Annotated in this window: 19 protein-coding genes and 1 other annotated feature; of the genes, 1 reads left to right on the top strand and 18 read right to left on the bottom strand. The window is 50.1% G+C overall.

Going from position 1 to position 17,300, the window contains the following annotated elements; all coding sequences use genetic code 11:
• Window positions 1-236 (top strand): hypothetical protein (locus ACYUJT_RS23790; RefSeq protein WP_460327101.1); only part of this gene is annotated, 236 nt, incomplete at its 5' end.
• Between the two features lie 173 nt (window positions 237-409).
• Here ACYUJT_RS23790 and ACYUJT_RS23785 read toward each other — a convergent pair.
• From ACYUJT_RS23785 to minC, 18 genes are all read right to left on the bottom strand, one after another.
• Window positions 410-2,029 (bottom strand): LysM peptidoglycan-binding domain-containing protein, encoded by a 1,620-nt coding sequence (locus tag ACYUJT_RS23785; RefSeq protein ID WP_460327099.1) that lies wholly within the window; start codon window positions 2,027-2,029, stop codon window positions 410-412.
• 157 nt (window positions 2,030-2,186) lie between these two features.
• Window positions 2,187-3,065, bottom strand: coding sequence for a branched-chain-amino-acid transaminase (gene ilvE, locus ACYUJT_RS23780; protein ID WP_460327097.1), 879 nt, complete (start codon window positions 3,063-3,065; stop codon window positions 2,187-2,189).
• A complete protein-coding gene (gene pheA, locus ACYUJT_RS23775) occupies window positions 3,065-3,964 on the bottom strand; it encodes a prephenate dehydratase (RefSeq protein WP_460327095.1) in 900 nt (299 codons plus the stop codon). The genes ilvE and pheA overlap by 1 nt, the downstream gene beginning before the upstream one ends.
• Window positions 3,961-4,929, bottom strand: a complete 969-nt coding sequence (gene thrB, locus ACYUJT_RS23770) for a homoserine kinase (RefSeq protein ID WP_460327093.1) — start codon at window positions 4,927-4,929, stop codon at window positions 3,961-3,963. The genes pheA and thrB overlap by 4 nt, the downstream gene beginning before the upstream one ends.
• The gene (gene thrC, locus ACYUJT_RS23765; protein WP_460327092.1) at window positions 4,926-5,996 is read right to left on the bottom strand and encodes a threonine synthase; all 1,071 of its coding nucleotides are present in this window, start codon (window positions 5,994-5,996) and stop codon (window positions 4,926-4,928) included. Before thrC ends, thrB begins: the two co-directional genes overlap by 4 nt.
• Window positions 5,997-6,040: 44 nt before the next feature.
• Window positions 6,041-7,327, bottom strand: a complete 1,287-nt coding sequence (locus ACYUJT_RS23760) for a homoserine dehydrogenase (RefSeq protein WP_460327090.1) — start codon at window positions 7,325-7,327, stop codon at window positions 6,041-6,043.
• Between the two features lie 63 nt (window positions 7,328-7,390).
• The gene (locus ACYUJT_RS23755) at window positions 7,391-7,828 is read right to left on the bottom strand and encodes an ACT domain-containing protein (protein WP_460327088.1); all 438 of its coding nucleotides are present in this window, start codon (window positions 7,826-7,828) and stop codon (window positions 7,391-7,393) included.
• 168 nt (window positions 7,829-7,996) lie between these two features.
• Window positions 7,997-9,307, bottom strand: coding sequence for a GTPase ObgE (gene obgE, locus ACYUJT_RS23750; RefSeq protein ID WP_460327086.1), 1,311 nt, complete (start codon window positions 9,305-9,307; stop codon window positions 7,997-7,999).
• On the bottom strand, window positions 9,298-10,062 hold the full coding sequence (locus ACYUJT_RS23745) for a Spo0B domain-containing protein (RefSeq protein ID WP_460327084.1): 765 nt from the start codon (window positions 10,060-10,062) through the stop codon (window positions 9,298-9,300). Before ACYUJT_RS23745 ends, obgE begins: the two co-directional genes overlap by 10 nt.
• 184 nt (window positions 10,063-10,246) lie before the next feature.
• Window positions 10,247-10,558: a 50S ribosomal protein L27 gene (gene rpmA / locus ACYUJT_RS23740; RefSeq protein WP_019638294.1), complete on the bottom strand. Its 312-nt coding sequence runs from the start codon at window positions 10,556-10,558 to the stop codon at window positions 10,247-10,249.
• Window positions 10,559-10,576: 18 nt separating this feature from the next.
• On the bottom strand, window positions 10,577-10,909 hold the full coding sequence (locus tag ACYUJT_RS23735) for a ribosomal-processing cysteine protease Prp (RefSeq protein ID WP_460327081.1): 333 nt from the start codon (window positions 10,907-10,909) through the stop codon (window positions 10,577-10,579).
• A 14-nt stretch (window positions 10,910-10,923) separates the two neighbouring features.
• Entirely contained in the window at window positions 10,924-11,235 is a 312-nt protein-coding gene (gene rplU, locus ACYUJT_RS23730; RefSeq protein WP_460327079.1) for a 50S ribosomal protein L21, read from the bottom strand.
• Window positions 11,236-11,248: 13 nt separating this feature from the next.
• Window positions 11,249-11,331, bottom strand: a sequence feature (ribosomal protein L21 leader region).
• 75 nt (window positions 11,332-11,406) lie between these two features.
• Window positions 11,407-12,600: an Rne/Rng family ribonuclease gene (locus tag ACYUJT_RS23725; protein WP_460327077.1), complete on the bottom strand. Its 1,194-nt coding sequence runs from the start codon at window positions 12,598-12,600 to the stop codon at window positions 11,407-11,409.
• A 63-nt stretch (window positions 12,601-12,663) separates the two neighbouring features.
• A complete protein-coding gene (locus tag ACYUJT_RS23720; protein ID WP_460327075.1) occupies window positions 12,664-13,521 on the bottom strand; it encodes a M50 family metallopeptidase in 858 nt (285 codons plus the stop codon).
• Entirely contained in the window at window positions 13,514-14,452 is a 939-nt protein-coding gene (locus tag ACYUJT_RS23715) for a peptidoglycan DD-metalloendopeptidase family protein (protein ID WP_460327072.1), read from the bottom strand. The genes ACYUJT_RS23720 and ACYUJT_RS23715 overlap by 8 nt, the downstream gene beginning before the upstream one ends.
• Before the next feature lie 185 nt (window positions 14,453-14,637).
• A complete protein-coding gene (locus ACYUJT_RS23710) occupies window positions 14,638-15,786 on the bottom strand; it encodes an FtsW/RodA/SpoVE family cell cycle protein (RefSeq protein ID WP_460327070.1) in 1,149 nt (382 codons plus the stop codon).
• Between the two features lie 6 nt (window positions 15,787-15,792).
• Entirely contained in the window at window positions 15,793-16,587 is a 795-nt protein-coding gene (gene minD / locus ACYUJT_RS23705; RefSeq protein ID WP_460327067.1) for a septum site-determining protein MinD, read from the bottom strand.
• Between the two features lie 3 nt (window positions 16,588-16,590).
• Window positions 16,591-17,253 carry a septum site-determining protein MinC gene (minC, locus tag ACYUJT_RS23700; RefSeq protein ID WP_460327065.1) on the bottom strand — a complete coding sequence of 221 codons (663 nt, stop codon included), beginning with the start codon at window positions 17,251-17,253 and terminating at the stop codon, window positions 16,591-16,593.
• Window positions 17,254-17,300 lie beyond the last annotated feature (47 nt).

Here is a 17,300-nt window from a genome sequence, read left to right as displayed (position 1 = left end):
AAAATTTTCACCCGAAGGCAAAATCTCTTTCAGCTAAGATGTTTGACTTGCTCATTTTGAATCTGACGAGATCAGATTTACATCTGACTCTATTTTTTAGATTTCACTTGCGTGAAACCCGCTCACTCGTTGTTCAGTTTTCAAAGATCAACTTTGCTTCTCGTGTCTCGCTGTGTTTCAGCGGCGACTTAAATAATATAACACATTTATTTTTGGTTAGCAAGCATTTTTTTTGAAAGAAATAAATTCATTTAAATCCTCGCGATCCATCCCTCAAAGAATCATCTATCATCTTTTTATCGGGACATTTAATATATCATATAAAGCAACCATCCATCAAGCGGTTTGGCTATCATTATACGTAGTAAAAAATGGAAGAGGCGCTCTTGGCGCCTCTCTGCCGTTCTTGCTAATTATTAATCCAAGGGTTGCGTTTGCGGCTATGTTTTTTTCTTCCCGCTGGCTTCTTGCTTTTTGATTCCGTACTTCGCCCCGGTTTACCTTCCCTAACTTCAGAAATATTCGCATCCTTCTGGGCTTGCTGCGGCGTATCCGTACCTTGACTCGTACTGTAAGTTCTTTCTTCGGCTTGGTCTGCTGCCTGAATATTTGCTGTATCCTCCCTTATCCCGCCTTTATAATCTTCGTGCATATGCCCGGGAACACCGAATGCCCCTAACGGAGACATAGGTACATTAGGCATTGCCGTTTGATACGGCTGCATTGGATAAGGTGCGTTCGCGTACGGTTGCACTGGGAAAGGCGCGTTGGCGTACGGATGGACAGCCGAATGCCCAGAGCAGCCGCATGGTGAATATGTGTGGTGAGGCTCATAGTAAGGAGCAGACCAAGGATAAGTAACACTCGGCGAGACAGAAGTATTGGGCGCTACATTAGCCCCAGAAATGGGTGCGATATTCGATGAGAGCTGGGCCTGCCCCCACGGTGAATTGTCGCTTCCCGAAATCGGCGCGTTGGGTGCATAGCTTTCTGGCATTACATTGACTGCTTCAGGATAAACATGTGGCTGATGATGATAATGATGATGATATGGCAGGTTCTCATGGGCATAGGGATGTACAGGAGCACACGGATTCATATATTGAGGCGACTGATATACCGGAGCATTCGACAAACCCGGATACTCTCCCATTGCAGCCTCATTTGGCCAAGCCGGCGGAAAATCGTAATAAGACGATACATTTTCGTTCTCGAATTGATAAGGAGAGTACAAATTCTCATGATGTTTGCCATGGCCAGAGCATCCACACGGAGGATATGGCAGCGCCTGCTCTGCCATTAACATTGGCGGCTGCTCGACCTGAAATTGATAAGGTGATATTAACTCAGGATAATGAGGCTTGGGCTGGCAAGGGGGCTCCTCGTATTTGATCGGCTTTACCTCCATTTGAGGTACCTGCGGAGGAATGACGGGCACGGGCATGACATTTTCAACAATTTGAATATTCTCGACTTTGACGCTTTCCAACTTAATACTTTCGGGCATCACGATTGGAGCGGGCTTCGGGTTCTCCGCAATTGGTTTAATATTTTCCGGCTTAATGTTCTCTGGTTTGATGTTCTCTGGTTTAATGTTCTCGGGCTTCACATTTTCAATCGGAGCTGTATTTTTCTTCCCGATCGGACTGACCTGATTCGGATTCGGCGCAATATTATTGGAGGGATTGTTCGTCCCCGATTGTGCGGCACCCGGAATGTTGATAACATCTCCGACGTTAAGTACGTTGGGATCACTTAACTGGGGATTCGCATCCACCAGAGCCTGCAATGGTAATCCCCAAGCTTTCGCCAGCTTCCAGAGAGAATCCCCCTGCTTCACAGTATGCTTGTAGATAACCCCTTCCTCCACAGGGACTGCCGAAGCAGGTATTTTAACCTTCATCCCTATGCTAAGCTCATCTGGATTGCTGATTTGCGGATTGGCCTCGATTAATTTCTGTAAAGGAACATCATACTTTTTTGATAACTCAAACAAAGTATCTCCTTGTTTTACGATATGGATTTTCACGCGCTAAAGACCTCCTAGGTTTCTTCTCCGGACCGTGATCTTCGCCCGGGGCCCATTTAATACATCCTATGCAGGAGCCCGGCTTTTGACATCCATGTAACGAAAAAAACCTATCCTTCTTTGTATCAAAAAAGGATAGGTTCCATAAATTAGAGTCTTACCAAACTTTCAAGCCGTCTTTATCCACGATGCTGCGGAATTCCTCCAACAGCTTGAGCGTAATCGGTCCAGCATGCCCCTCACCGATAATCCGTCCATCGACCTCGCGAACCGCAATGACCTCGGCCGCCGTTCCCGTCAGGAACACTTCATTGGCTACATAAACATCATGAAGTGTAAATGGCTCTTCCTTCAGCTTATAGCCCTTCTCATGGCAAATGTCGATGATGGCCTGGCGGGTAATCCCCTCAAGCGCGCCTAAATAGCATGGAGGTGTCGTAATGACCCCGTTCTTCACGATAAAAATATTATCTCCGGAGCCTTCAGTAACGTAGCCTTGCGAGTTCAACATGATCGCTTCCCCCGCACCCGACAGGTTTGATTGGATTTTAACCAGAATGTTGTTCAAATAGTTCAGCGATTTGATTTTCGGATTCAACGCATCCGGAAGGTTACGTTTCGTGGATACGGATACCGTCTTCAAGCCGGTTTTGTATGCTTCCTCTGAATAAATCGCCAGCTGCTCAGCGATGATAATGACAGAGGCCTTAGGGCAGCGATTTGGATCCAGCCCCAGGTTGCCTGCGCCACGGGACACGACCAGACGGATGTATCCGTCGCGAAGCTCGTTACGGCGCAGTGTCTCGACCAAAGCATCTTCCATTTCCTGATACGTTAGGGGAATGTTCAGCATGATGGATTTCGCGGAATCGTACAAGCGGTCCAAGTGCTCTTTGCATTTGAAAATATTCCCATTATAGATGCGAATTCCTTCGAATATCCCGTCACCGTATAAGAAACCGTGGTCATATACGGAGATCTTTGCATTTTCCTTTGTTACGAATTGTCCGTCTAAATAAATCCATTGTTCTGCCATTATTTTCGCACCTCCAGCTTTTGATTCTTCACAGAATAACTTGGGTAGGATCCAAGTATGCGCACTTGGCAACCTAACGCCTCAATCTCCCCAATGGCTGATTGCAGCAGGACAGAGTCCAGGGAGGAGAGGACATCCATGTAAAAATAGTAATTTCCAAGCCGTTTCTTGGTAGGTCTCGATTCAATGCGAGACAAGTTCAGCTTGCGCCAGGCAAACGCCGACAGCACTTGATGCAAAGCACCCGGGAAATCTTCAGGAAGCGTGACCAGAATGCTCGTTTTATCCTGGGCAGCTTCGCTCCGCTTCAATTGTAGCGGCTCCTGCCCAACCAGGACGAACCGAGTGTAGTTATTGTCATGATCCGTTACCCGTTCGGCCAAAATGTCCAGATCATGCGTCTTGGCACCGAGCGCTGTGCCGATTGCCGTCAAGCCCTCGCCGGGGCGCTGTTTAACCAGCTTTACGGCTTCCGATGTGCTTGCGACATGCTCTAGCTCCGCCTGAGGCATATTAGCCTTCAGAAACTGCATGCACTGCGCCATAGCCACCGGATGAGACAACACCTTGGTCACTTTCGAATAATCAATCAGATTCTCATCGGAATCCGATACGAATTCATTCCTGTCGCCGATTAAATTTTGAATGGAAGGGTACACCCACTCTACTTGCATAGGAATGTCGACTTCATGAACAAGCCAATCCATATGCAAACTGACGGAGCCCTCAATTGTATTTTCAATCGGGATGACACTGTACTGGCTTGCTCCATTTGCTGTCGCCAGAAACACGTCGGAAATCTGCTTGCAATGAAGCAGTTGTACCTGTTCTTCACCGAATAAATGAAGAACAGCCTCATGAGATACCGAGCCTTCCGGCAGCAACGCGATCACTTTCATGCTCTGACTTCCCCTTTTATGGAATCGATAAACTGCTCACCTTTATTTATAGTAAGCGTCTTAGCGCCTTCTGTGCAAGGTTGCAGCCAAATCGTCTGAGCCTGGATTCCCTGCTCGCCAAGCACTCCAAGCAAGAAACGCTCTAATTCCGCGCCCCTCTTCTCGCGGCGGTCCACCAGAGCCAGCAGCGTCGGCCCTGCTCCGCTAAGCGCTGCACCGAGGGCACCATGCTCCGTCGCCTCTTTCAATATGCGCTCCATCCCCGGCACCAAGGAAGCACGGAACGGCTGATGCAGGCGGTCCTGCATCGCCGCGCGAATCAGATCCAGTCTGCCGGAAACCATCGCTGCGGTAAACAGGGAGGTTCGACTGATGTTGAATACTGCATCGCCCAGACTGACCTGTTCAGGGAGTACCTGGCGCGCTTTCGATGTAGAGAGCTGGAAGTCGGGAATCGCCACCAAAACCTCCAGATCGGCCGGCGGCTCGATCCGTAAATATTCGGCATGGGTCCCGTCCCAAACAGCCGTAATCAATCCCCCAAATAGGGAGGCGCCGACATTGTCTGGATGCTTCTCGAGTGCTGTAGCCATATCAAACAGCTTGGCTTGATTCAGCGGGGAACCGATCAGTTCATTTGCCGCAACAAGCGCACCGACGATGGCCGATGCACTGCTGCCAAGCCCTCTGGTAAGCGGGATATCCGAATACATGGAAATTTCCAGCTCGGGAAGGGATACTCCCGCTTCGCGAAATACGGATTGGGCTACCTCGTAAATAAGATTGCTTTTATTAGTAGGAATACCCTTCATCTGATCTCCGTATAAATGAATGTTCGTCGCTTCCGCAGGCTTCATCTCGATCCAGGCGTAAAGCGGCAGAGCCATACCGAGCGTATCGAAGCCCGGCCCCAGATTTGCCGTACTGGCAGGTACTTTAACGCGTACGCCCGCTTCGGACATCATTGCTGCTCTCCTTGCAGCTTCGCGATGGCCTCCATAACCGCTTCTTCCGTATCCTTTACCACCAGCGGCTCGCTGCCGATGCTCTTAATCGCAATATTAGGATCCTTCAAGCCATGGCCGGTCAAGACGCAAACGACGGTTTCTCCACCTTTAAAATAACCTTCGCGATGAAGCTTATACACACCGGCGACGGACGCTGCGGAAGCCGGCTCAGCAAAAATGCCCTCACGCGCTGCGATCGTCTTATAGGCCGTCAAAATCTCTTCGTCGGTCACGTAGTTGATTTGGCCGCCGGACTCATCTGCTGCGGCTACCGCTGTTTTCCAGCTTGCCGGGTTGCCGATGCGGATCGCGGTCGCTACAGTCTCAGGCTCCAGGATCGGCTCGCCTTTAACAATTGCCATCGCTCCTTCAGCTTCAAAGCCGACCATGCGTGGAAGCGAGTCGCTCTTGCCATGCTGATGATATTCCTTGAAGCCCTTCCAGTATGCAGAAATGTTCCCTGCATTGCCGACCGGAATCGCCAGCACGTCCGGTGCTTTGCCTAACTGGTCGCAGACTTCGAAGGCTGCCGTCTTCTGTCCTTCAATGCGATACGGGTTTACCGAGTTTACTAGCGTAATCGGATGCTTCGCCGTAATGTCGCGCACGATTTCAAGCGCGCGGTCAAAGTTTCCTTCGATGGCAATAACTTTGGCTCCGTAAATCATCGCTTGAGCCAACTTGCCAAGAGCGATGTTATTGTTCGGAATCAAGACGATGCAGTTCAGCCCCGCACGAGCCGCATACGCCGCAGCGGCAGCGGATGTATTTCCCGTGGATGCACACATAATTGTGTTGCTGCCCTCTTCAATCGCTTTAGCCACCGCCATGACCATCCCGCGGTCTTTAAATGAACCCGTTGGGTTCAGGCCCTCATATTTGAAGTACAAGTCAAGCCCTAGCTCTTCGGACAGATTATCGGCGCGAACGAGCGGCGTATTTCCCTCATGTAGTGTAAGCAGCGGCGTGTTGTCGTTAATTGGCAAGTATTGTTTGTAGGTATGCAGCAATCCAAGATATCTCATGAAATAAAAACCCCTTTTATTATTAGGAATGAATTTATTGATCTTTAACCTTCCACACGGTATACACTCTTGACGCGGCGAATGACCTTCAGCGTCTCGAAATGTTTCAGCACTTTATCCATGTTCGCCTTCGAAGCATGATGAGTAACGATAATGATTTCTGCATCCGGCGTATGTTCATTCGGCGATTGCACGACCGATTCCAGACTGACATCATATTCCCCGAACACTTGGGTAATTTGGGCAAGCACTCCCGCCTTATCATCAACTTCAAGCAGCAGGAAGTTCTTATAGGCGATTTGCTCGTCGTTCTTCAGCTTCTTCGTCTTATACGGAACCATCGCTTTCAGGCCGTTGACTCCGAGCTTCAGATTCTTCACTACCGCAACCAAATCGGCGACTACCGAAGTGGCCGTCGGCATTTCCCCGGCGCCTGCGCCGTAGAACATCGTCTCGCCAACCGCTTCGCCATGGACGTAAACTGCATTGAACACGCCATTGACCGCCGCAATCGGATGGCTCTTCTTCACCATCGTCGGCTGGACGCTGACGCTGAACTCATCATCCTGGCGATCGGCGATACCGAGCAGCTTCATCTCATAACCAAGCTTCTTCGCATAAGCGATATCTTCTTTGGACACGCTCGAGATCCCCCGGACATCGACATCGCTAAGCTCCACATTCGTACGAAAGCCGAGCGTTCCCAAGATAACCATCTTGCGGGCCGCATCCAAGCCTTCCACGTCTGAAGTCGGATCAGACTCGGCATAGCCAAGCTCCTGCGCTTCCTTGAGGACGTCCTCATAGGATGCATCCTCCTGGCTCATCTTGCTCAGTATAAAGTTCGTCGTCCCATTGACGATCCCCATGATCTTAACGATTCGATCTGAAGAGAAGCCTTCGATCAGCGTGCGAATGATCGGGATCCCCCCGGCGACGCTCGCCTCATAAAATACATCGCATTGCTTTTCCAGCGCCTTGGCCATAATTTCCGAGCCGTAGAGGGCCATAAGATCTTTGTTCGCCGTTACGATATGTTTGCCCCGGTCCAGCGCTTCGAGAATATAAGTCTTAGTGGCCTCCACGCCGCCCATCACTTCGACAATTACATCGATTTCTGGATCGCGGATAACCTCCCAAGGATCTTCCGTAAGCTTGCTTTGCTCGATTTCAATGCTTCTAGCCTTCTCCAGATTTTTGACTGCAACCTTCTCAATAACGATTGGAGATCCGACCTGACTGCTCAAATCCTCCTGGTGTCCTTCGACGATGCGCACAACACCGGTACCTACGGTGCCAAGCCCGAGTAATCCTACCTTAACGGGTTTCAATATAAGTCCCCTCCTGTTCCCTATGCGGGTTGTTTATCGAATTTGTATTGCTGCGGGAGATACCTATCCTTGACCGACGATTTGTATTTTCTTTACGCCGGAGATTTCTTGCAGTGCCTTGAGCATCTTGTCGAACTCCTCCGTCAGCCGCGAGGTCTCAACGGAGATAACGACATTGGCCCTTCCTTGCAAAGGAATGCTCTGATTAATCGTGAGCACATTCCCGCCCGAGCCGGCAAGCAAGGACAGCACTTGGGATAAGATGCCGGAGCGGTGCTCCAGATCGAACGAGATCGTTACGATTTCTTCCCGCTCCATCTGGTTCAATGGATGAATGCCGTCCTTATACTTATAAAAAGCACTGCGGCTAAGCCCAACCTGGAGCGTCGCTTCATGCACGGTTTTAACGTCCCCGGCAGCAAGCAGCTGCTTCACCTGAAGCGTCTTGATCACCGCTTCCGGCAAAATATCTTCACGGACCAAGTAATAACGCTCCTTCACAAACGTCCTCCCCTTAAAGACTGTTGTTTTCGTATAGTGGACATTATAACGGAAAGACAGTCTGGAGGCAACCTATTTTCCGCACAGATTTGCGCGGATTTCTCTCACATTGGGTTTTTGCCTCAAACAACAAAGAGCACCCTTGCAGGTGCTCTCCGATATCAAACTTTAGTAGTAGCTGCTTCCCTCAACAAATTCGAATTCAAAATCGCCAATCCGGACGATCGTTCCGTCCTTAGCACCACGTCTGCGCAATTCGTCGTCTATGCCCATATGCCGCATCGTACGCGCAAGCTTGAGAATCGCGTCATGCGTATTCAGTTGCATCCGCTTCATCATTCTATCGATCTTCGCGCTCTCAATGACAAAGTCCTCGTTCTCGCGGCGAATTACGAAATCCTGCTCCTCTTCCTTCTCCAGCTTGTAAATTTTCCGCTCGCTCAAATCAGTAACTTCCTCAAGCGCCGGCTCTTCCGGAATCTGATCAAGCAAATCGGCCGTTCTATAAATCAGCTCCTTGATACCCTGCCGGGTCAAGGACGATATCGGCATAATTTCAAGATCAGGGCGAATTTCGCTTACCTGTTCGCGGAACTTCTTCAAGTGTTCCTCCGCTTCCGGCATATCCATCTTGTTCGCAGCTACGATCTGCGGACGATTCTCAAGCTGGGCATTGTACAGCTTAAGCTCGTCGTTGATCTTCAGCCAGTCATCAAACGGATCGCGGCCTTCCGAACCGGCCATATCGACGACATGAATAATAACGCGCGTCCGCTCCACGTGGCGGAGGAATTCGTGACCGAGCCCAACGCCCTCATGCGCGCCTTCGATAAGTCCTGGCAGGTCGGCCATCACAAAGCTGCGTCCTTCGTCGACATCCACCACCCCGAGATTCGGCGTTATGGTCGTAAAATGATACGCGCCGATTTTCGGCTGTGCCGCGGACACGACGGATAACAGCGTGGACTTACCTACGCTCGGAAACCCGACCAGCCCAACGTCGGCCATAACCTTAAGCTCCAGCACGACCCAGCGCTCCTCGCCTTCTTCTCCGTGCTCTGCAAGCTCAGGAGCCGGATTGTTCGGCGTCGCGAAGCGGGTATTGCCCCGGCCTCCGCGGCCGCCTCTCGCGACTACGATTTGCTGTCCGTGCCGGGTTAAATCGGCGAGCACCTCCTGGGTGTCGTCATCAATAATGACCGTGCCCGGCGGAATCCGAACGATCATATCCTCGGCATTCGCGCCATGCTGGCTCTTGTTTCGTCCTTTGACGCCGCGATCTGCTTTGAAGTGCCGCTGATAGCGGAAATCCATAAGCGTACGCAGACCTTCATCCACGCGGAATATGACGTTGCCGCCCTTGCCGCCGTCCCCGCCCGCAGGACCGCCTTCCGGAACATACTTCTCCCGGCGGAAGGCAACGATGCCATCGCCACCGTCCCCGCCTTTTACATACACTTTTGCTTTATCTATAAACATGCGTTCACCTCTTTTAAATTTCCGCACAATAACCTTAGCTGTACCGCAGCCTGTCCGGAATCCCCATGCTCTACACGAATTTGTTTCCCGTTCAAGACTTCAGTCAACCGCTGAAAGAGGATTTCCGTATTCCCTGATTTCTCTCCCTGAACGAAGCCGACCAGCACCTCGTTTTGTTCAAGGGCAATCGACATCTTAAGCTGCAGCATTTCTCCCCAAGAGGAACGGCCGGCAAATTGGAAAGCCCGAATCGTGGCAATGATGGCCTCCGTCAATTCCTCGGCATCCTCAGCAGTGAGCAGCTTACCCAGTTCCAAATCGTCGTTAATGCTGACCTCAAGTTGAACCGAACTGTTCACTTCACGAAAAGATTGCAAATAAAAAACCAACGAAGGAATGCCTAAGCGGGATATTTTGCTCTCCACGGCCATCCTTTCCTTTATTCTGTCCACACAGCTGGCCAGTTTATCAATCTTGCCCAGTTGAATATATCCGTACAATATTTGCAGGTCGTTCATCCAATCATGCCGATGGTGGCCCAGCGTGGCGGCCGCAGTTCTTTGCACCGATTCCAGAAGCTGCTTTCTTTCATCAGCCGCCTGTGCTTTCACATAGTTGATATAACCCCACAACACCGCCAGCAAACATACGCACAACACAACATACCATACTGTCGATTCAACGAAGTACAATATCACCAACAAAGCAAGCGTTAGCGTTCCGGCAATGACCGGCAATGTGAACCGATGTTTCATGAATTTCCCCGTTCCTCTTTATTTGGGTACATGACCTTTTTTTATTTTTAACATCTTTACCCAGTATATCACAATCCTTGTCCGCACAAAGACTTAAAAAAGTATAGTCGAGTAAGATAAGAAAATGCCCCTGCTATCTCAAAAAAGCCCTCGGCACGAGTGCCGAGGGCTCATAAGCAAGCTATTAAGCTTCAACTGCTGCCGCTACAGGAGCAACTTCCACAGGGTAGACGCTCACTTTCTTACGATCGCGTCCCCAACGTTCGAATTTAACGACGCCGTCAACTTTCGCAAACAGCGTGTCGTCTTTACCGATTCCTACGTTGGTACCCGGATGAATCTTCGTTCCGCGTTGGCGAACAAGAATGCTTCCGCCTGTTACAGTTTGGCCGTCAGCACGTTTTACGCCAAGGCGTTTAGCGATACTGTCACGACCGTTCTTTGTGGAACCTACACCCTTCTTGGATGCGAATAACTGGAGATCCAATTTCAACATTATAGTCTACCTCCTTCTTTAAATAATAACATCTTGTATCTGAATATACTCACCGTATGACATTTCGATACTTTGCAGCATAACGACCATAGAAGCAAGAAGAAGCTGTGCCTGATCTAGAGCTTTCGGTTGCTCGACATGAGGAAGACTTGCGTTCAAGAACCCGTTCTTCATCTTGGAATCCATCACGATTCCAGTGAGCGATTCGATGGAATTCACCGTACCAACGGTAACGGCAGATACCCCGGCGCACACAATGTCTCTGCCTGGCTCGGCAAAATGGGCATGACCTTCCACCTTGAAACCATGTATATCGTTATCTTTATGACGCAATATGGAGACGTTAATCAAGGTACGTCACCTTCTTACGCTTGGATTTTCTCGATGGTCACTTTCGTGTATGGTTGACGATGACCTTGTTTCTTGTGGTAGTTCTTCTTCGGTTTGTATTTGTAAACGACAACCTTGCGGCCTTTGCCGTGTTTTTCAACTTTCGCTGTTACACTAGCACCGGCTACTACAGGAGCTCCCGCCACCAAACCGTCGCCTTTGGATACAGCCAATACTCGGTCGAACGTCACGCTTGCGCCGTCCTCTGCGTTCAATTTCTCGATGTAAAGAACATCGCCCTCTTGAACACGGTATTGTTTACCGCCAGTTTCGATAATTGCGTACATTTGCTTGCACCTCCTCATGTCTCAGACTCGCCTAATTCAGGTGCGCCGTGCAATGCGACGAACTTGTTGACCTGATCGGAGCGGTTACAGCATGTGCACAAGACAAACTTATGACACATACTTTAATATAATATCACGGAGGAAGGTTAAAATCAATTGATTCTCGCAAATTTAATCGATGCCTGAAGCAGCCGTTTCCTCGCGAATTCTTTTCCTCGTCATTTCGAGCAGCCCAAGCCTCGTCCAGCCGAGGATATGATGCTGTGTCCGATCTCTCTGCATGCAGTTGTGCAGCTTGTCCAATACGGCGTCTCGGTGCTCCTCGCGATCCATATCGATAAAATCGATGATAATGATGCCCCCTGTGTCCCTAAGGCGAATCAATCTGGCCATCTCGACCGCCGCTTCCAGATTGGTCTGGAACACTGTTTCCTCCAGCGAATTTCCGCCGATGTATTTCCCCGTATTGACGTCTATAACCGTCAGTGCCTCTGTCTGATCCCAAACCAGATATCCACCGCCGGGCAGCCACAGCTTCCGCTGAAGATCCTTATCCAGTTGGCTTTGCACACCATAGAACTCGAATAAAGGAATATCCTTGTCGTAGATCTTGATGGATTGTTCATGCCCGGGGATCATCATTTCCAAGAACGCGGTCACTTCCTCGGCCCTCTTGGCGCAATCCATAATGATCTCATCCGTCTCCGGGCTGTAGACGTCCCTCATCAGCCGCTGGATCATGCTGAGATCCTGGTGCAGCAAGGCCGGTGCGACATGCGTCTTGCTCTTCTCCTGTATTGCTGCCCATTGTTTGCGGAGCAGTGACAGATCCATAGCGATGGCCTCCAGTTCCTCAAGCTCGGCCACCGTACGGAGAATAAGCCCCTCCTCCTCCTCCCGAACCTCCTCGCCGATCACTTTTAACCGCTGTCTCTTCTCTTCGTCTATAATCTTCTTGGAGACGGCAACATATGCGGCAAAAGGCATGTATACGAGCCAGCGGCCAGGAAGGGAATAATGTGTCGTTACTCTCGGTCCTTTGTTGCCGATCGCGTCCTTCACGACCTGCACGATGATATCCTGGCCCGGCTGAAGAAGTTCGGAAATCAGCGGCTTGACTTTCGGTTGTCTTTCCAAATGCGGATGAAGCACGTCATCGATATATAGAAAAGCATTTTTCTTCTGTCCGATATCCACGAATGCAGCTTGCATGCCGGGAAGCACATTGACTACGCGTCCTTTAAAAAAACTGCCAACAAGCCCTCTTGACTGGCAGCGCTCCACAGCATATTCTACCAGTCTGCCATCCTCCTGAAGCGCCATCTCGGTAGAACCGGAATTGCAGTGAATAATCATCCGTTTCACGATCTCACCCTCTGTCTGCATTGCAACGCAATGAATATGATGTGATTATACCACGGCAGGATGCTATGCCGCAGGCCCGCCTTTGAAATAGGAGGATATTACCCTTTGCTCCGGCACAACGGCAATGATTCTTCCTTGGCGGTTCATCACATAGATAAAATGGTATTTTTCCCTTTTAAAGAGACGCAAAACATGGTCCAAAGGTTGCACTTTATCCGCTACGATCGGCTGTGCCAGGCTGCCGTGCAGCAAATGGCGCGAGAACGAACGCCCCCTGTTCATTAGGAAGCGCATGAAACGATAGGGAATGTTACGGTAATCCACATAATTGGAATAGAGCAGAAACAGCCCTATTAACAGCAGATTCAACTGAACCATGCTGCCCTGGAGAAAAAGGGGAAGCAGCGCATACCCGGTAAGGAGGAAACTAAACAACAAGCTGATGCGCAGCGACCAGACGAGCGCCGAGTGGTACGGCAAAATAATGCTGCACAGCGACTGAAATATCTTTCCCCCGTCCAGAGGCAGAATCGGGAGCAAGTTGAATAAAGCGATGAGCACATTCCCTTGCACGAAGTACTCATAGTAGGGCCCGTCCCATAAACCACCAGCATGCAGCAGCCAGGCGCAGCCAATCAACAGCCCGTTTTGCAAAGGTCCAGCAAGCGCAATCATGATTTCACGCCTTGCATCCAAATAAGCCGTATCCTCCATCACCGCCACGCCTCCAAAAGGCAGCAGCTGAACGGAAAGGACATGAACGCCAAAGCATTTTGCGGCGGCCACATGCCCCCACTCATGAATGAAGACGATCACAAACAAAGTCAGCAGCTCCAGGAAATGCCCTGTAATGACAGAGGCCAGCATGACGAGGACGAACAACGGATGAAAGGATATCGCAATACCGCCCCATCTAATCAAATGGAATCACATCCGCGGGATCAATGTAGCGCTCATTCTTTTTCAAAGCAAAATAAAGAGTAGGGATGGTCTCCTCGGATGGCGCTATCAGCTTCCCGACCAAATCCCCGGACTCTACCCAGTCCCCTTTTGCCACGAAGGCTTGCTGCAGATGGCCGTATATAGACACGTAACCGCCAGCATGCTGAATGACAATCGTCTCCCCCGTGAAGGCATCGTTACCGACGCTGAGCACCCTGCCCGTTTCTACGCTTTTAACCTGTAAACCCGCACTCGAATCATTGGCAGGCACGATGTTAATCCCTTTCAAGCTGAGTGCGAAGGCACTGGCAATCCTCCCGTTGATGGGAACGGAAAAGCTGCTGGCATTGTTGACTTTAACCCCTTTGTCTTCGTTTTGCCGAAAGATTGGAATAAAAGTAGGGGCTCCGCCAAAATTACGCTTGTACCATGCTTCGGCCGCTCCGAAGTCCATTTCATGGGTTAACGAGTGAGCCACGAATAGGCGGATGGCTCCCCCCCAAGGCGGTTCATATCGGTTAATCGCCCATAGACTAGCAAAGATCAGCATGCTGATGCAGAGGCGAATGAATAACATGCCCCAGAAAGAAGATCCCTTTCCCTCATTCGGCATGACCGAGTCCTGCCGGCCGAATAGACCGGAATCATTCCAGCGGCCCTGCCCCTGCTTCCACATCCATTCCGGGTCCAGCTCCTTGTCTGGCGCGCTTGTCTTAATGTAGCGGACATCCTGTGTGCGTTGCCCGTCCGCTGCACGATCCATGTCACGGCTTACCGAATAGCTTTCTTCGGGGCGCTGCATCATTTCATGCAATCCATCATTAACTTCGTTCGTATATTGATGCCCTCCCGAGACAAGTTGTTTGATTCGTTCTTCCCGCCGCCGTTTCACATTCGTTTTTACGTCCATCGTCCCTATCCCCTCCGATAGCATCAGGCGCTCTCTTTCCAAAGCCTACAAGATGGCAGGCTGTACCCAGCAAACTGTTGTACTTAGTTTATGAACGGTTTGAACGGAATATGAACAAGCTCCCACGAACGAAGCCAGCGCATTTTTTGAACGCAAAAAGCCGGCGCTTGCAGCGCCGGCCCCTTCTAATCCACCTCATATTTCTCCTGGTGAAGCTTAATGCTGAACACCAGACCTATACACAGCATATTCAACAGCAGTGACGTTCCTCCGTAGCTTATGAACGGCAGCGTAATGCCCGTAATCGGCATCAGGCCGATCATCATGCCTACATTCTCGAAAATTTGGAACAGAAACATCGCCGCGATGCCCACGATAATATAGGCTCCCCGCTTATCTATGCAGCGAAGCGCAATTTGAATCATCCTGTAGATGAATAAGAAATAGAGCAGCATCAATACGGATGAGCCTAGAAAACCGAATTCCTCACCAACGACGACAAAAATCGAATCCGAATACGGGTAAGGAACAAACCGTTTATTTTTGAGCTCTCCCTGTAAATATCCGTCACCCGTCAGCCCACCGGAACCAATCGCAATTTTGGCATAGCTGGACTGATGCTTGGCATCGTTCGAGGCCAGATCCGGATTGATAAACGTGTTGATCCGCTGGTACCAGTGCAATTTCCCCTTATCGGCTAAATAATCGTGAATTTGCATATTATAAGCATTAAATAATGTAACGAACACGATCAGGAATGCCACGAATGCCGTTAGGCCAACGAGCACATGGCTGTATTTCGTATTGCCGATCCACAGCATGGCGCAGAGTACTACCAAATAGATAATCGCATTTCCCAAATCCGGTTGGACAAGCACCAGCAAGAAAGGCAGCATGGTTACCGCCGTAATTGGAACAACGTCTCGCCGGAAACTGAGCAGCCAGCCTTCCCGCTTCCCGAGCAAATAAGCAATAGTCATGATCAATATAATCTTGACGAGCTCCGCCGGTTGGAACAGTAAACCTCCCGGAAGCACAAACCAGCTTCGCGCGCCGTTGATTTCCTTGGCAAATAAGAAGACAAGAACGAGCAGCAGACTGCCCGTTCCATAAACATACCAGCTATAGCGAAGCAATGTGCGGTAATCAACGATCGCCATGCCGAATACCACGACAAAGCCAAGGCCATAAAACATTAAGGTCTTAAGGTCGTAGTTCTTGAAATCAGGCGCATAAGGAGCTATCGCGCTGTGGACGAGCATGGTGCTCATAATCATGAACACGACCAGGATCGTCACCATAAGCCAATCGATTTTTTTGAGTTTGAAGAACAACAAGGATCAACCCATTCCGAAAAACTTCTTAAAGCGTGTAAACATGCCTTTCTTCTGGTCAAGCAGCATGAGAGGAACGGTATCCCCCAAAATGCGCCGGGCAATGTTGCGATAGGCGATCGCTGCCTTCGAATCGGGATTCATTACGGTAGGCTCCCCGTTGTTCGCTGCTTTAATGACAAGCTCGTCATCCGGCACGATGCCGATGAGATCAATATTGAGCACTTGCAATATGCCCTCGATATCCAGCATGCTTCCCGACTTCACCATGTCGACCTTGATCCGGTTTACGATCAGTTTCGGCGAGCCGATATGCGAGCTTTCGAGCAGGCCGATGATCCGATCAGCATCGCGGACAGCCGCATTTTCCGGCGTCGTAACTACGATCGCTTGATCCGCTCCGGCAATCGCATTTTTGAACCCTTGCTCTATTCCCGCTGGGCAATCGATAATTACGTACTCATATTCCTTCTTCAGTTCAAGAACTATATCTTTTACCTGCTCTTCCGACACGGCATGCTTGTCTTTTGTTTGCGCGGCAGGCAGCATGTATAATTCATCAAAACGTTTATCCTTCACCAAAGCCTGGTTCAAGCGGCAGCGCCCCTCGGCTACGTCGATCAAATCATAGATGATCCGGTTCTCCAGACCCATCACGACATCCAGGTTCCTCAGGCCGATGTCCGTATCGACGAGACATACCTTCTTGCCAAGCAGCGCCAGAGCCGTACCTATATTGGCGGACGTTGTCGTCTTGCCTACGCCGCCTTTGCCCGAAGTGACAACGATAGCTTCTCCCATTGTTTACACCCCTTTGAACATCTTAAAGTCCGGACGCACCCGGGTTATGTTCGTAATTTTGTCAATCTGCATCTTCCCGTCACGCAAATAAGCGAATTCCATGCTGCTCTCGCGATGATCCCACTCGTCCGGAGGCCGGCTATAGACTTCTGCAATGCGCAGCTGTGTCGGCGATAAAAACGAGGCAGCAATGATGGAGTCTTCCTTGCCCTCGGCTCCGGCATGGGCCATTCCCCGCAATGCCCCCAGAATATACACGTCTCCTGTGCAGGAGACCGTACCTCCCGGATTGACGTCTCCAAGAAACAGCAGATTGCCGTCATGATGCAGAACCTGGCCGGAACGCACAATCCCGGTCATCGTCGTTAGCTCCCCTTCCTTGGGACGGTCATCTTCCACTAACGGCGACTCTACCGATCGAACCAGCAAATTGCCCTTTTGCTTCAATATATCAAGGATCATTTCCTTCTCTGCATCCGTTACGATTCGCTTGCCCAATTTGATATCGACATGGATAATCGGCCCTGTCAGAATATTCTGATGGCTATGCTCCACCTTGTAGCGCAGCTCATCGAGAAGCTGTTGCAAATCACACTCATCGTCAAGCAGGAATACCAGGCCATCTTTGATGCCCTTGATCGTAACGTGCTTCGATTTCACTGTCATATGCCTGTCCCTCCCCCCTATTCATTTCGTGCAAGAGCAACAAAGTT

The sequence above is a fragment of the Paenibacillus sp. YSY-4.3 genome (assembly GCF_054767475.1).
The sequence above is the reverse complement of the archived record's forward strand: the minus strand, read 5'-3'. Positions and strand labels throughout refer to the sequence as shown.

Bases quoted from the DNA above. Each gene is read 5' to 3' on its own strand.
- rplU (WP_460327079.1), bottom strand. From the start codon at position 11,235: ATGTACGCAATTATCGAAACTGGCGGTAAACAATACCGTGTTCAAGAG.
- minC (WP_460327065.1), bottom strand. From the start codon at position 17,253: ATGACAGTGAAATCGAAGCACGTTACGATCAAGGGCATCAAAGATGGC.
- ACYUJT_RS23715 (WP_460327072.1), bottom strand. From the start codon at position 14,452: ATGGACGTAAAAACGAATGTGAAACGGCGGCGGGAAGAACGAATCAAA.
- minD (WP_460327067.1), bottom strand. From the start codon at position 16,587: ATGGGAGAAGCTATCGTTGTCACTTCGGGCAAAGGCGGCGTAGGCAAG.
- ACYUJT_RS23745 (WP_460327084.1), bottom strand. From the start codon at position 10,062: ATGAAACATCGGTTCACATTGCCGGTCATTGCCGGAACGCTAACGCTT.
- obgE (WP_460327086.1), bottom strand. From the start codon at position 9,307: ATGTTTATAGATAAAGCAAAAGTGTATGTAAAAGGCGGGGACGGTGGC.
- pheA (WP_460327095.1), bottom strand. From the start codon at position 3,964: ATGAAAGTGATCGCGTTGCTGCCGGAAGGCTCGGTATCTCATGAGGCT.
- rpmA (WP_019638294.1), bottom strand. From the start codon at position 10,558: ATGTTGAAATTGGATCTCCAGTTATTCGCATCCAAGAAGGGTGTAGGT.
- thrC (WP_460327092.1), bottom strand. From the start codon at position 5,996: ATGAGATATCTTGGATTGCTGCATACCTACAAACAATACTTGCCAATT.
- thrB (WP_460327093.1), bottom strand. From the start codon at position 4,929: ATGATGTCCGAAGCGGGCGTACGCGTTAAAGTACCTGCCAGTACGGCA.
- ilvE (WP_460327097.1), bottom strand. From the start codon at position 3,065: ATGGCAGAACAATGGATTTATTTAGACGGACAATTCGTAACAAAGGAA.